The sequence below is a fragment of the Patescibacteria group bacterium genome (assembly GCA_041665345.1).
Taxonomy (GTDB): Bacteria; Patescibacteriota; Patescibacteriia; order PEXW01; family PEXW01; genus JBAYJA01.
Genome location: JBAYJA010000001.1, coordinates 114,167 through 126,639, shown reverse-complemented (window position 1 = coordinate 126,639; position 12,473 = coordinate 114,167). Strand labels below are relative to the sequence as shown.

Genomic DNA, 12,473 nt, shown 5'->3' with positions numbered 1-12,473 from the left:
GATCAAATCACGTGATTCCAGAATGATACTTGACACACAGAGGGAGCGTGCTATGGTATCGCATTAAAAGCATCTCAAAAAAACGTTCTTCAATAGAAGGGAAGTGGAATGACTTTACTCTTTTGGGGTGGCCCAATTCTGGTTGGCTTTGTCCTAGGGTACTTCCTGGCATTGCCAGTGCTCATTGGAATCAGTGTATTGTGCCTTATCCTGGCACTCCTCAGATTCCGAGACTGGAGCCAGCAAGAGATAGGACAGATCTTTACAGTAGCATTTGTCTTCGTCCTCGTTATCGGCAATGCGAGTATGTGGGTCACCTACTACTTTGCATCAAACCAACACTGGATTGGTGATTTCTTTCAAAAGTACATCTTCCGATAATCCCAGCTCACGCGCCACTTCACGTTTATGAGGTGGCGTTTTTCATTAACGGTAGTAAAAAAATCACCCCACCAATTGCTTGGTGGGGGAAAGGTACTTTTTTAGTTTCAAACTTGCTGTGCAAACTCCACAGCAGCGATGATCGCATTGTCTTTGCCATGCAGCACTACAAACCCTCTGGGTTTCACAGCGCATTTGACGGAAAATTTTTCCGCCGCTTCCTGGAGCTTTTTGGGATCGGACACAAAAGTGTCTGCTTGAGCAACAAGCCTGTGCTCATCTGGCTTGCCATTTGGTTGAAATGAGAAGCCGCGGTCAATCTTCCGTAACCCGGCAATGCGATCGTAACTACTCTGGTCGCCTACTTTTTTTTGCAAAGCATTCCCTCCTGGATGTTTGTTTTTTATCAGTTACTCCCATCGCCACAACGTGTCATCTTTATGTCGGCTTCCCTCCTTCCTTGGCAAAAAGAAACACACGTGCGGATATCCCAACCTACGCCCGTGGAGGGAATTCGTCAAGGAAGCGGGGGGTGAAGGTACTTGGGAGGAGAAGCTAGTTAGGGAAAAGGGTATGGAAAAATGGCTATTACACAAAACCCTACCCTTCAACATCTTCACCAAACTAGCATCCATACCCCGACCTCCCACCCAACGAAGTTGACATCCCGTAGCTCACTTCGTACAGTGAGGTATCGACCTTTGACAACGAAATGAATGAACTATAGATACAGAAAGGTACACAATGATTAGCACACTCACCCAGGTCACTCCGGAAACCTTAGGGGAAATTGCCAAAGAAATGGGCATTCGGCGCACTCAGGAAGTCTTCCTCCTTTTTGCACTCGGCAGTCAGTTCGACCACCTCATCAAGCAAAAACTCGATGAGCTTGGCGTTTTCTGCCTCGTGGCTGATCCAGCCCGCGTCACGGCCAATGACGTCCGCTTACTCAAGCCTATCGGCATCATTCTCTCCGGCGGCCCTGCTTCAGTGCACACCGATCCCCCGCCGTTCGATGCGGCAATCTTCGACCTCGGGATTCCGGTCTTCGGTATTTGCTTGGGCTTCCAACTCTGGGCGCAGCACCTCGGCGTGCAAGTACAACCAGCAGACAAACGGGAATTCGGCGTCCACCTACTGACCATTGCCGACCATAGCTCGCCACTCATTGGGGGCATAACGTACAGCACTGGTTTCCAGGTGCTGGAGAGCCACGGCGATCGAATTCTCCCTCACCCGGACTTGGAAATTCTGGGATCCACCGAGCACGCACCCGTGGCCGCCGGCCACCACCAGCACCTCTGGGGCGTCCAGTTTCACCCGGAGGTCAGCGACACGGAACATGGGCTGGAACTTTTTGAAAACTTCTGCTTCACCATCTGTGGGGCGAAGGACACGTTCCCGGCCGGCGATGTCAGTCAGGAAAAAATTGCACACCTCGCCCAAACGCTGGCTGGGAAAATAATTCTCCTTGCACTCTCGGGTGGAACCGACTCTTCCACAGTGGCATACTTGCTGAAAGCTGCCCGGATACGAGCGACCCTCCCAATCCAGATTGTTGGTGTCTACATCAAGGGTATCGACCGTCCAGATGACGAAGCCCACGTCCGCGAGTTTTTCGGCCAGCAACCTTGGCTCCAACTGACGGTTGTAGATGCAACCGAGCAATTTCTGGAGGCACTCAAAGGTGTCACCACAATGGAAAAGAAGCGGGAGGCGATGCGGAATGTGTACAAAGCAGTGCTCGAAGCAGAGGCAGAGCGCTGGCGTGCCAACGTTATTGCGCAGGGCACGCTCTACACCGACATTTCCGAGAGCGGTGAAGGCTACGACAGCGGCGCCACCAAGGCGCGTATCAAGCAGCACCACAATGTGGGCTTGCAATTCTCCGTACCCGAAGTCACCCCACTCGCTGACCAGGTGAAGGACACGGGCCGGAACATCGGCCGTGCAGTGGGCGTGCCTGAAGCACTCCTGCTCCGGCATCCATTCCCGGGTCCTGGCCTCATTCTTCGCATAGAAGGTGATATCACAAAAGACAAACTGGGTATCGCCCGAGTCCTTGATGATATCTTCATGGAAGAAATCCGAAAAGCTGGGCTGTATGAAAGCATCTGGCAGGCCGGTGTTTTTCTTACCCACTCAGTCACCAAGTGCACGAAAGGTGACGGCGCAGATTTCGGACTTGTCGCGGAGTGCTGGGCATTCTGGAGCGTGAATGGGTTCACTGCCCAGGCCGCAGAAATTCCCTGGGAGGTAATGAAAACCATCTCCCGCCGCATGACGAACGAAATTCGGGAAATTGGTGCAGTCTGCTTCAACACTTCAGACAAACCTCCACGGACCATTGAACGCGGGTAACCAAAACGAACTAGACGAAAAACAGGATAAGGAGAAATACCAATGCATACGAGTCAGCAGAAACTTCAAAGTGTGAGGAAACCGCGTCGTGTCAATGAGAGAAAGGCCGCAGTTGCCACCCTGCCAGTTCCAAAGCCTGGTGACACCATTTACGTACCAACGCAACTCTACCTCTCGCATGGACGTGATGATATCCAAGGGGGTCGCGCAACGGTGACGAAGGTAGAGCCAGGCATTAGCGGAGGCAAAAAAGTCCACTACGTCTCCGTGAAAAAAATTCCCAATAGCTTCAACTGGGAACACTACTTAGCGGAGAAGCAGACGGCACTGAAAAAGGAGTTCGGACGCAAACGAGCAAAACCCGATCCCGACTACCATCCAGACGTAAACGAGTAGCAGTTCTTTCACTGAAAGCTGCTCCGGACGTCCGGCATGTTAACCCAGCGTACTTTTCAAAAGCGCCTTTCCAACCGGAAAGGCGCTTTTCTCAAAACCTATGCTTGACGTATACTCGGGCATCTTGTTAAGCTATGCAAATCCAAAAAAGGTGAACCACCAAAAACAAGAGGAGTGAAGATGAAAAAGGTACTTATAGGTTTGATGCTGGTGCTTCTTGCCTTCCCGCTCACTGCGCAGGCGTGCTCATGCATACCTCCGTCTGCTCAGGAATCGTACAAGGACGCTGACGTAATCTTTGCCGGCAAAGTCACGAAGGTTATCTACGTCGATGACTCAACTGGGATTGGCTGTGATGAACCACGCACCATTGTACACTTCCAAGTAGGTGCCTACTGGAAGGGCAATGCGCGTGTCAGCATGACGTTGCATACGGTTGAAAACCGATGCTCATGCGACGGTTATGATTTCATAGAAGGTGAAACGTACCTTGTCTACGCGTATGAAGAAACTGCAGCTGGGTGGGGCACAAAGGATGGGGCGCAATTATCACTACCCGATGATGGGCGCCTGAACCCTGACGACAAGATTCTTGGTACAAGCTACTGCTCAAGGACCAGCCCCCTCCTTTGGAGACTGAAAGATGTGGCCATATTCGGCAAACCGAAAGAACCGCAGCAGTAAAAAATCACACAAGCTCTTCCTAATGACGCCTCCCCTACCGGAGAGGCGTTTTCTTTTTGCTTGCAAGGCACGCAGGGCTGTGTTAGATTAGTCGCGAAAAAGGAAACATTGGAGAAAGGAAAAAATCATGGAAAACCTTGAGAATCTACAGGTTTTGCGGGAACAAGCCAGAACGCAATCCCAGCTTCTTGAACAAGCAGAAGATGCTCTGACGCAGACCATCAACGAGTACAACCAGGCACGGCGATCCCACTTTGACAAAGAGTTCAAACGTAAACAGCTCTTCTGGTGCACAGAATGCCACGAAATTTTTAAAGGAGAAGGTCAGCTGATCCTCCTGGAAGGTGTGCGAGAGGAAAGCTGCGGGTACGAAAATTCATGCTACAGATTCGACACCTACTCCGAACTTCACCAAACGTGTCCCTCCTGCTACCAGAAAGCCCTTGACCGTCATGGGTGGGTTGGCACGACTGATAGTCAACTACATAAGACGCCAAGGTACCACGCGTTCCGAGTCGAAACGCGTTCGGATGGCCTCTTCGCCTGCCGTTTTGGAGAGTGGCAAGCGCTCAACCCGGAAATGAAGGTGCCGGCCATTTGGGATCACGTCATAGAAAAACTTTGCAATGAGTGGAAATTGCCACCAAAGTTGGAGATCAAATTCGGACGACTGAAAGATCCGGAATGGATTGTTGCTGGTGAGCCAGTTTAAGTACTTTGTAAAAACGCCTCTCCCTGAGAGGCGTTTTTCATTACTACAATTATTATTGTGAACTCCATGTAGAGTTAAATCACACTGAGACATACTCGACGGATAGAAAAAACCGCAGGGATTGTTTCCTGCGGTTTTAAACATGAGAACTTCCACGCTCATGCAGTTTTGGTTTTTGCAACCGTCAACGGTACCCAACTTTCTCCCGCCCAGTGCTTGGCCAGCATAATGATTTGACCAACATGCTGGGAAACGTGCGTAAGGAGCATGAGCGCAACCTCGTGCACGCCAACATTTTTACCACGCACATCAACCTCTTCCGCAAGCCGGGAAATGCTCAAGCCCTGCAACGTCCTGTTGATGAGCGACCAGGCATCGCCCCACTCTTGCCAAATACGGGCGGCATCATCGTGTGGGAGCAGCACAAGGCTTTCATCCCGGGTGCAAAATGGCTGAATTTCCTTGCCAGAAATTGTCGCGGCACGGAAGTACAGCGTCCAGGCAATGTGCTTCTGGAGAATGCGGATGGAGTTAGACTCCAACTGTGTTGGATTGAGCAATGCAATGACCTGCTCTTCCGATACCTGCTTGATTGCCTGCTCAGCCAGTGCTCGCTGCACCTGAAACTGCCTTTCGAGTATCATAACTTGAACACTGGAAAACATACCCATTATTGCTCCTTTCAAAACGGTTTTCAATTTGGCTATTTTGACCAAGAGTACAGGGCTACCTTGATGATGTCAAACAGAAAAGCGTGGCCACGGAGAGCCACGCTTTGCTTATTTAATATAGAATCCTACTTCCTCCGCGCCTTCTTTTCTGCCTGGCCAATGGCGATGGTTGTCTTCACCACAGTATCTGGATTGAGGGAAATGCTATCAATCCCCTCCTTCGCCAGAAATTGGGCGAAATCTGGAAAGTCTGATGGTGCCTGTCCGCAGAAGCCCATCTTCCGCTTATTCTTCTTGGCAGATCGAATCACCTGAGAGACGAGAGTTTTTACCGCCATACTCCGCTCATCGTAGTCATGCGCGACCAAAGCGGAATCGCGATCTACGCCAAGCGTTAACTGTGTAAGATCGTTTGAACCAATGGAGAAGCCATCGAAGATTTTCGAGAAATCGTCCGCGAGAATGACGTTGGAAGGAATTTCGCACATGACGTACACTTCCAAGCCACCCTTGTGCTGCACCAAGCCGTACTTCTTCATGGTGGCAATCACTTTCTTTCCTTCTTCCACGGTGCGGCAGAACGGCACCATGACTTTCAGGTTTTTCAAACCCATCACGTCGCGCACCTTTCGCAAGGCCAAACACTCCAACTTGAACGCGGGTTCGTACTTGGGGTCGTAGTAGCGTGACGCGCCGCGCCAGCCAATCATGGGGTTATCTTCAATTGGCTCAAAAGGCTTGCCGCCAATGAGGTTAGCGTACTCGTTGGTTTTGAAGTCGGACAAGCGGACAATCACGTCCTTGGGGTAGAAGGCGGCGGCAATCCGCGCCACACCCTCAGCCAGCTTATCAATGAAGAACTGGGGTTTGCTGCTGTACCCGGCCGTGATGGTTTCAATCTGCTGGCGCACGTGCGCGTCCTTCACCTTGCTGAAGTTCAGCAGAGCCATGGGGTGCACTTTGATGTAGTCATTAATCACAAACTCTTCACGGGCAAGACCCACGCCATCATTTGGAATGAAACTGTCGGCGAAGGCAGACTCGGGGTTACCCACGTTCATCATCACCTTGGTCCGTGGCCGCTTCAGAGACTTCAAATCTGTCCGCTTGATGGTGAAGGGAAGTTTACCAGCGTAGACAAACCCTTTCTCCCCTTCTGCGCAGGACACTGTAACATCTTTGGCCTTGGCTAAGTCGGACGTGCCAGTACCCGTACCAACGACACAGGGCACACCCAACTCGCGAGAAATGATGGCTGCGTGGCACGTGCGGCCGCCGGAGTTGGTCACAATTGCTGCCGCCTTTTTCATGATGGGCTCCCAGTCAGGGTCAGTCATTTCCGTCACCAGCACTTCCCCAGCTTTGAACTGGCTAATGTCTTTTACATTCTCAATAACGTGCACCAACCCACTGGCAATCTTCGCGCCAATGCTGCCCCCTTCGGTCAGCACCTTCCCACGTTTGTTCAGCACGTAGGTTTCTAATACGTTTGGATTGCGTTGGCTGGTCACCGTCTCTGGACGCGCTTGGACAATGAAGAGTTGGCCCGTCTCCCCGTCTTTGGCCCACTCCATGTCCATGGGTTTAAAGTGCCCGGCCTTCTTGGAGTAGTGTTGCTCAATAATCACGGCCCAACGTGCGAGTTTAAGAATCTCTGGTTCAGTAATCGCAAAGCGCTGCCGATCGGGTAATGACACGGGGACGTTCTTCACTGGCTTGGTGCCACCGCTGGCGTAAATCATTTTAATTTCCTTGCTCCCCACGTGCTTGCCCACAATTGGCTTGTAGCCTTGCATCAAGGTGGGTTTGTGCACGTAGAACTCATCCGGGGTCACGGCGCCCTGCACAATGTTCTCACCCAAGCCGTAGCTGGCATTGATCATCACGGCATCGCGGAAACCAGACTCGGTATCAATGGAGAACATAACGCCGCTGGCGGCCAAATCTGACCGCACCATTTTCTGCACGCCAATGGACAGAGAAACTTTAAAGTGGTCAAACTTCTTTTCCGTGCGGTAGCTTATGGCTCGGTTGGTGAACAGCGAGGCAAAGCATGACTTGCACGCTTCCAAAATTGCATGGTCACCGTGCACATTCAGGTAGGTTTCTTGCTGACCCGCAAAGGACGCATCGGCCAGATCTTCCGCCGTGGCGCTGGAACGCACCGCGGTATCAACCGCCTTCACTTTGTACTGCAGGGACAACTTCTTGTAGGCAGCCACAATTTCCTTCGCCAATTCTGGTGGCAGCTCAGCTTTCAAAATGGTTTCCCGCACTTTGCGCCCACGCTCGTACAAGTTCTTCAGATCATTCACATTTAAATCTTTCAGAATGCGCCGAATGTCATCCTTAATCCCCGCCTTTTCCAACAGGTACTGGTACGCATACGCGGTGATGGCAAAGCCATTAGGAATTTTCACACCCTTAGCCGTCAGATCCCGGTACATTTCGCCCAAGGAGGCGTTCTTGCCGCCAACGAACGGGACGTCGGCAATGGTAATCTCATCAAACCACAAAACAAAACTCTTCCGTTTCTGGGCGAGGGTAGGCAGGCGTCGGCTGGGCATAAAAGGTGTATTTTTACGGAAACGAGAGCGAAATAGTAATCGTAGTGTAGCAAAAAAATTACCATCTGCCTAATGAAAAAAACACCGCCTCTATGGAGAAGCGGTGCTGAAAAGTGCAACTAATTATTTACCAGATACTTGGCCAAGCCAGAGTCACGAACCAACTGGTCAATCTCACCACTCCCAATACCGGGAACAAGACGGTGGTTGCGATCCACCTTGAAGCACTTGGCGCCAAATTCTTTCTCGGCGGCAACTGCCACATCCATAATCTGTGTACTAAAGAGGAGGCTAACCTGGCGTTCGTACAACGCCTTCAGGACGAGGAGGGCCACCCGGGATCCATCTTTTTCCTGAGTCGCCGAGCCAAGTTCGTCGAGGACCAGGATCACGTTGCGACCCGGGATCTTGTCGATGGCTTTAAACACGCTGGCAGTTTTATCGATGAGCAGCTGACAGACCGACTGACCACTAACTCCTTCAATGAAAACCATCCCCAGGTGAGTCTTACAATTCAATCGGAATCGCTGACCCAGGATGGGTAAGCCACTCATGGCCAGGTAGATATTCGCCACCAGGGTATGCTCGGTGACGGTCTTACCACCACCATGCGTGCCCGTAAGACCAATCATTGTGCCATTTACCGGTGGTAAGCCGTTAATTGGTACCACGTTGCCTTTGAGGGCGCCACCAAGGTGCAACGGATAGAGTTCCTCAAACTCCACAACATTCTCATGGCCATTGATAACGATCTCGGGGAACGAGACCGTGGCATGTAATTCTTTCGCTCGTTTGGTGTACCGGGAAAGAATGTCGCACATGTGACCGAGAATGTTTGCGTGGGAATGGCAGAAAACCTGCAGCTCAACCATCGCGTTGTACGTCGGGGCTAAATCTCTGGTTTGGTACAAATTCCCCACCGACTTCCATCTATGCTCCAGATCGGTTTTCGGCGATGGAACACGCAGGCTGGTCGTGAAGAAGATTGGATCTGCTTGAATAAGCTCACTCCGCAGTGATGCATCCGCGGCTGACGTTTGCACGCGTTGAATCGCTTCCCTAGTTTCCCGACGTGCTTGGTCGATGAGCTTCAGTCGCTCACGAGAATAGCCAGCAAAGGTTACAAATTCGAAAAAAAACTCTTTCGGGTTTGTTTGCTCCTTCTTCATTCGCGCGTCTGTAATACGGATTTGCAGACCATCGGAATCATCCTGGTACTTTCCGTAGGTAAAGTACACCGTGAGAATGGTGCCCGAATGCAGACTACGATAAAGCTTCTCATTATTCGCGAGAATACGGGGCAGAGCCTCCACCAGATCTTCCAGAACCTCTTTGCTCTGCGTAATCACCATGGGGCGACTCGCCTTGACTTCCTGGCGTTTGTTCGACCAGTCAATCCAGGCTTGCCGAATGCCCCGCGCAATCCATCGCCAGGGATTCCACTTTTGCTCAAACCACTTCGGATACTTCTTCATGCGGGCTTCCGAAAGCGCAAAGCTGAATGTCCGATGACCATGGAACACTTTCGTTGCGTAGTGCTTGCAGCTGATGGTCGATGCGGCTGCCACAGCATCAAAGGAATTTGGCTTTCCCACTTTCATAAAGGATCTGAAGCGTTCCTCAGAGTCAATCGAAACTTCGAACTCCAATAGTCCTTCAAGAACCGCCGTAGAATCAAGAATTTCCGCGACGGCGGTGGCCATCAAACGTTCATCCGCTTCCAGACCCAAAAAACTCTGGATTGTCCCGGCAAAAATCCGCAAGCGCTTGGGTAGCGCAGCCGTAGGACCAAGCTCATCACACAGGGTATGCACGGCTGCCCAGAATGGGGTTGCCGGCTGAGCGGGATCGTAGTACGTCTGGAATCTTTCTTGGCTCGTCGGCACGCTGTACGTGTTGGCGAGCTGAATGATTGCTTTGCGCACCCCAGGGTGCTCACCTAAGAAACGCATTACCTCAATACGTTCATAGGCTTCGGTCTCATCGCAGTTTCCAAAGCCCTTGGCTAAGGGATGGTTCCTCAGGTCTAACCCCTTCAAAATTGCTTCCCGTGGGAAGTCTTCAGGGTTAATGATGGTCACTTGGTCAGTGCCTTCGTTCCAAAAACTTAATGCCTTTGGATAGGTACCAACACTCGGTTGCCGTAATGACATGTTTGTCCTCCTTCGGTTGTTAAACTATGTTCGGCTCTTAAATTATTTAAATTTCAATGATCATGCACTACGTCATACAATAGAACGCATGACAAAACAGCTTAGACAATGAACGGCATAGTGTCAAGTTTCGTACGAACGAATGAATCTATGGAAATTACAGCTTGAACTTCTCCAACCAATCGCCAATGAGCGGCATTTTCCACGGCTTCCCCACAAAGGCCACAAAGAATCCGTACAGCTCAAAGAGCAAAACAATGAACCCAACTCCGGGAATGAACCAGAGAATGGAAAGCACGAAAAGCGCCGTACCATTTTTCGCGTGCTGGCTGATAAATGCATCGTCCTTTTTCCAGAGCCAGATGAGTACGCAGACGAACCAGACGTAGCCCAGCGCGGCAAGGAGGTAGTCCGACCGATTGAAGCCAGTATTCTGCGTTTTCTCGGTAAGCGGATCCATATGCATTAGTATACACCTGCCAGAAGCTTGACAAAGCCGCGATGTATGGTACTGTGCCTTGAATAAACAGAACATTACAAACGAAAGGAAATACATGGAAGATGTGCAGAGTATTGAACTCGAGGAAATTCTGTCGGTGCTTGACAATCCGCAAGCACTGGCGCAGAAGGACACGGTTCGAGTAGCAGCTTTTTATGAGGAAGGTAAGCTCTCAGACGATGCTGTGCGTAAGCACTTCCACGCGTTGCAAGACGCTTTCGAAAAAACTTGGGTGGCAATTCATGATTGCCTCGTACGGCTGGGGTATGGCAACGTTCTACATGAAAGTATGACTTTGCGCATACAGCGGCACCATCCATTTATTATTTCCAAATGTGCCTGGTGCCATCAGGCGAATGTGCCTCTGCACATCGTTGCACCTGAAAACTTTGCTATGTCATTGACCACTCGGATTGGAATCACTTTTTTAAGCAAAGACTGCCCCCACAGCCTGCCGCTCAGTGCGATCGATCAAAAGGTCATGTACAATCTCAAGGACTACTACGACCAACGGGATCGGTTCCCAATGATCGAAGAATTATTTGAGGACAACCAAAACTCTCAACAAAAAGAGCGTGCAAGTGACGCTCCGTCAACGTAGAAAACGTAAAATCTACCCCGCTGCAAATTGTAGCGGGGATTTTTTTGCAAAAAATCAGGCGACCCAGAATGGATCGCCTGTCGTGGTAACCGCCTTGCGGCAGTTTTACGCCCTCGTGGCATCGAAACAGAGGTCTGGTCAACGTTTATTTCTATCCAGAGTATGACCAAAGACCCATTTTCATGCAAACGTTATTTGATTAGCTAGGCTCCCTCCTCTAGGTGTTCACAGTACAAACCCTTGACAGAACGCTTGTCCTATGCAATACTGTGCAGTCAATATGCAGTAAAACCTTTACAACTTGAATCCAAACCTTAGGAGGTACGATGTTCGAATGGACAGAAGACGATAGTCGGTTGATTATCGAACTACTGAACCGCATGCCCAGCCCAAAACCGTATCTGGTTTTTCGGGCGTTGAGTAACAAGATGCCCAGCCCAGCCTATGAGCTGATAGTGCTGAGAGAAAACGGCGAGAGCATTGAGGTGCTCCTGAGCCAACGCCCAGACAGTGACCCGGATTGGCCGTCTGCCTGGCACTACCCAGGCACGACGTATCGGGAAACCGATACATCAATTGATGATGCGATCGCCCGCATCATTAGGACAGAAATCAAAGGGGCATTGATCGGCAAGCCTGTTATGGTCGGTGAGCTCTTCACTGACTTCGGCAACCGTGGGAAGATTCAGCAGAACATCCACCTGGGTGTGCTGGATGAATCGGTGCCATATGAAGGCACATTCTACAATGTTGATGACCTGCCGCAGCCGTTCATTCATGAGCAGTTGCCTGGTCTGAAAGTGGCCTTGGAAGCCTGCAAAGCTTCCAAAAAGTAAAGTACATTCACACGCATTTTCCCGCACCATGGATTTCCATCGGTGCGGTTTTCATTTTGCCAAAAAAATCCAGGCCATTGCTGACCTGGAAAAAACTAGTATTTTGGCTGACTTAGTGCCCACGCTCTGCTATGGCAATAGCAACTGCCTCGTCTGGTTTGAGCTGGGAATCCTCAGAAATCGGTTTCCCGCTGAGTGATACATGGCACAGCTCATCTGCTGCATGGGGAATGAGCACCAACGTATACCTCCTGCAAGTATTTCGCTCAAAGGTGCACAGCGCATCATTCAACTTCACGAGTGCCTGTTGTACCTCTGAATCAACATGCCAGGCCATTTTTCCTCCTTGGTTGCACGGTTTTCTCTTGCTCCTAGCTTATGCTCTTCCCCCGCCAGTGTCAAAAAAAGTGGGCGATCCACAATGGATCGCCCGTGATGCGTAGGCTGATAGCTAGCCCACGTCCCCTCCGGTGAAAGCCTTACCGTGCAACTGAATCCTAATCTGGATCGGCAAACTCAAGAAACGGATCAATTTTTTTCATATCCTCTCCTTCGGTTCAAGTATAAAACTTTCTTTCTCAAAGTCAAACATACCCAAAAGCGCACCTTGGA

General features: G+C 50.6%; 13 protein-coding genes. 7 read left to right on the top strand and 6 right to left on the bottom strand.

Annotation, left to right across the window (positions count from 1 at the left end; all coding sequences use genetic code 11):
- The first annotated feature begins 108 nt into the window (after positions 1-108).
- Positions 109-381 carry a hypothetical protein gene (locus WCV85_00615; GenBank protein MFA6473358.1) on the top strand — a complete coding sequence of 91 codons (273 nt, stop codon included), beginning with the start codon at positions 109-111 and terminating at the stop codon, positions 379-381.
- Between the two features lie 107 nt (positions 382-488).
- On the opposite strand, the gene WCV85_00610 is transcribed toward WCV85_00615, so the two are convergent.
- Entirely contained in the window at positions 489-758 is a 270-nt protein-coding gene (locus WCV85_00610) for a hypothetical protein (GenBank protein ID MFA6473357.1), read from the bottom strand.
- A 367-nt stretch (positions 759-1,125) separates the two neighbouring features.
- Here WCV85_00610 and WCV85_00605 point away from each other — a divergent pair, with 367 nt between their 5' ends.
- The 4 genes from WCV85_00605 to WCV85_00590 all read left to right on the top strand — a co-directional run bounded on the left by WCV85_00605 (position 1,126) and on the right by WCV85_00590 (position 4,534).
- On the top strand, positions 1,126-2,742 hold the full coding sequence (locus tag WCV85_00605; protein ID MFA6473356.1) for a GMP synthase (glutamine-hydrolyzing): 1,617 nt from the start codon (positions 1,126-1,128) through the stop codon (positions 2,740-2,742).
- A 72-nt stretch (positions 2,743-2,814) separates the two neighbouring features.
- Entirely contained in the window at positions 2,815-3,138 is a 324-nt protein-coding gene (locus tag WCV85_00600) for a hypothetical protein (protein ID MFA6473355.1), read from the top strand.
- A 180-nt stretch (positions 3,139-3,318) separates the two neighbouring features.
- The gene (locus WCV85_00595; protein MFA6473354.1) at positions 3,319-3,822 is read left to right on the top strand and encodes a hypothetical protein; all 504 of its coding nucleotides are present in this window, start codon (positions 3,319-3,321) and stop codon (positions 3,820-3,822) included.
- 127 nt (positions 3,823-3,949) lie between these two features.
- A complete protein-coding gene (locus WCV85_00590) occupies positions 3,950-4,534 on the top strand; it encodes a hypothetical protein (GenBank protein ID MFA6473353.1) in 585 nt (194 codons plus the stop codon).
- Between the two features lie 158 nt (positions 4,535-4,692).
- Here WCV85_00590 and WCV85_00585 read toward each other — a convergent pair whose 3' ends face one another.
- From WCV85_00585 to WCV85_00570, 4 genes are all read right to left on the bottom strand, one after another.
- A complete protein-coding gene (locus WCV85_00585; protein MFA6473352.1) occupies positions 4,693-5,199 on the bottom strand; it encodes a DUF1572 family protein in 507 nt (168 codons plus the stop codon).
- A gap of 131 nt (positions 5,200-5,330) precedes the next feature.
- The gene (ppsA, locus tag WCV85_00580; protein ID MFA6473351.1) at positions 5,331-7,772 is read right to left on the bottom strand and encodes a phosphoenolpyruvate synthase; all 2,442 of its coding nucleotides are present in this window, start codon (positions 7,770-7,772) and stop codon (positions 5,331-5,333) included.
- 119 nt (positions 7,773-7,891) lie between these two features.
- Complete coding sequence (locus tag WCV85_00575; protein MFA6473350.1) at positions 7,892-9,925, bottom strand: hypothetical protein; 2,034 nt, start codon at positions 9,923-9,925, stop codon at positions 7,892-7,894.
- A 157-nt stretch (positions 9,926-10,082) separates the two neighbouring features.
- Complete coding sequence (locus WCV85_00570; GenBank protein MFA6473349.1) at positions 10,083-10,385, bottom strand: hypothetical protein; 303 nt, start codon at positions 10,383-10,385, stop codon at positions 10,083-10,085.
- Between the two features lie 94 nt (positions 10,386-10,479).
- Between WCV85_00570 and WCV85_00565 the strand changes: the two genes are divergently transcribed.
- Positions 10,480-11,025 (top strand): hypothetical protein, encoded by a 546-nt coding sequence (locus tag WCV85_00565; protein ID MFA6473348.1) that lies wholly within the window; start codon positions 10,480-10,482, stop codon positions 11,023-11,025.
- A gap of 326 nt (positions 11,026-11,351) precedes the next feature.
- Positions 11,352-11,861: a hypothetical protein gene (locus WCV85_00560; GenBank protein ID MFA6473347.1), complete on the top strand. Its 510-nt coding sequence runs from the start codon at positions 11,352-11,354 to the stop codon at positions 11,859-11,861.
- Positions 11,862-11,973: 112 nt separating this feature from the next.
- On the opposite strand, the gene WCV85_00555 is transcribed toward WCV85_00560, so the two are convergent.
- Positions 11,974-12,198 (bottom strand): hypothetical protein, encoded by a 225-nt coding sequence (locus WCV85_00555; GenBank protein ID MFA6473346.1) that lies wholly within the window; start codon positions 12,196-12,198, stop codon positions 11,974-11,976.
- Positions 12,199-12,473 lie beyond the last annotated feature (275 nt).

Excerpts from the sequence above, each read along its gene's own strand:
- WCV85_00575 (MFA6473350.1), bottom strand. The coding sequence starts at position 9,925 with ATGTCATTACGGCAACCGAGTGTTGGTACCTATCCAAAGGCATTAAGT.
- ppsA (MFA6473351.1), bottom strand. The coding sequence starts at position 7,772 with ATGCCCAGCCGACGCCTGCCTACCCTCGCCCAGAAACGGAAGAGTTTT.
- WCV85_00595 (MFA6473354.1), top strand. The coding sequence starts at position 3,319 with ATGAAAAAGGTACTTATAGGTTTGATGCTGGTGCTTCTTGCCTTCCCG.
- WCV85_00560 (MFA6473347.1), top strand. The coding sequence starts at position 11,352 with ATGTTCGAATGGACAGAAGACGATAGTCGGTTGATTATCGAACTACTG.
- WCV85_00585 (MFA6473352.1), bottom strand. The coding sequence starts at position 5,199 with ATGTTTTCCAGTGTTCAAGTTATGATACTCGAAAGGCAGTTTCAGGTG.
- WCV85_00590 (MFA6473353.1), top strand. The coding sequence starts at position 3,950 with ATGGAAAACCTTGAGAATCTACAGGTTTTGCGGGAACAAGCCAGAACG.
- WCV85_00565 (MFA6473348.1), top strand. The coding sequence starts at position 10,480 with ATGGAAGATGTGCAGAGTATTGAACTCGAGGAAATTCTGTCGGTGCTT.
- WCV85_00570 (MFA6473349.1), bottom strand. The coding sequence starts at position 10,385 with ATGGATCCGCTTACCGAGAAAACGCAGAATACTGGCTTCAATCGGTCG.
- WCV85_00555 (MFA6473346.1), bottom strand. The coding sequence starts at position 12,198 with ATGGCCTGGCATGTTGATTCAGAGGTACAACAGGCACTCGTGAAGTTG.
- WCV85_00615 (MFA6473358.1), top strand. The coding sequence starts at position 109 with ATGACTTTACTCTTTTGGGGTGGCCCAATTCTGGTTGGCTTTGTCCTA.
- WCV85_00605 (MFA6473356.1), top strand. The coding sequence starts at position 1,126 with ATGATTAGCACACTCACCCAGGTCACTCCGGAAACCTTAGGGGAAATT.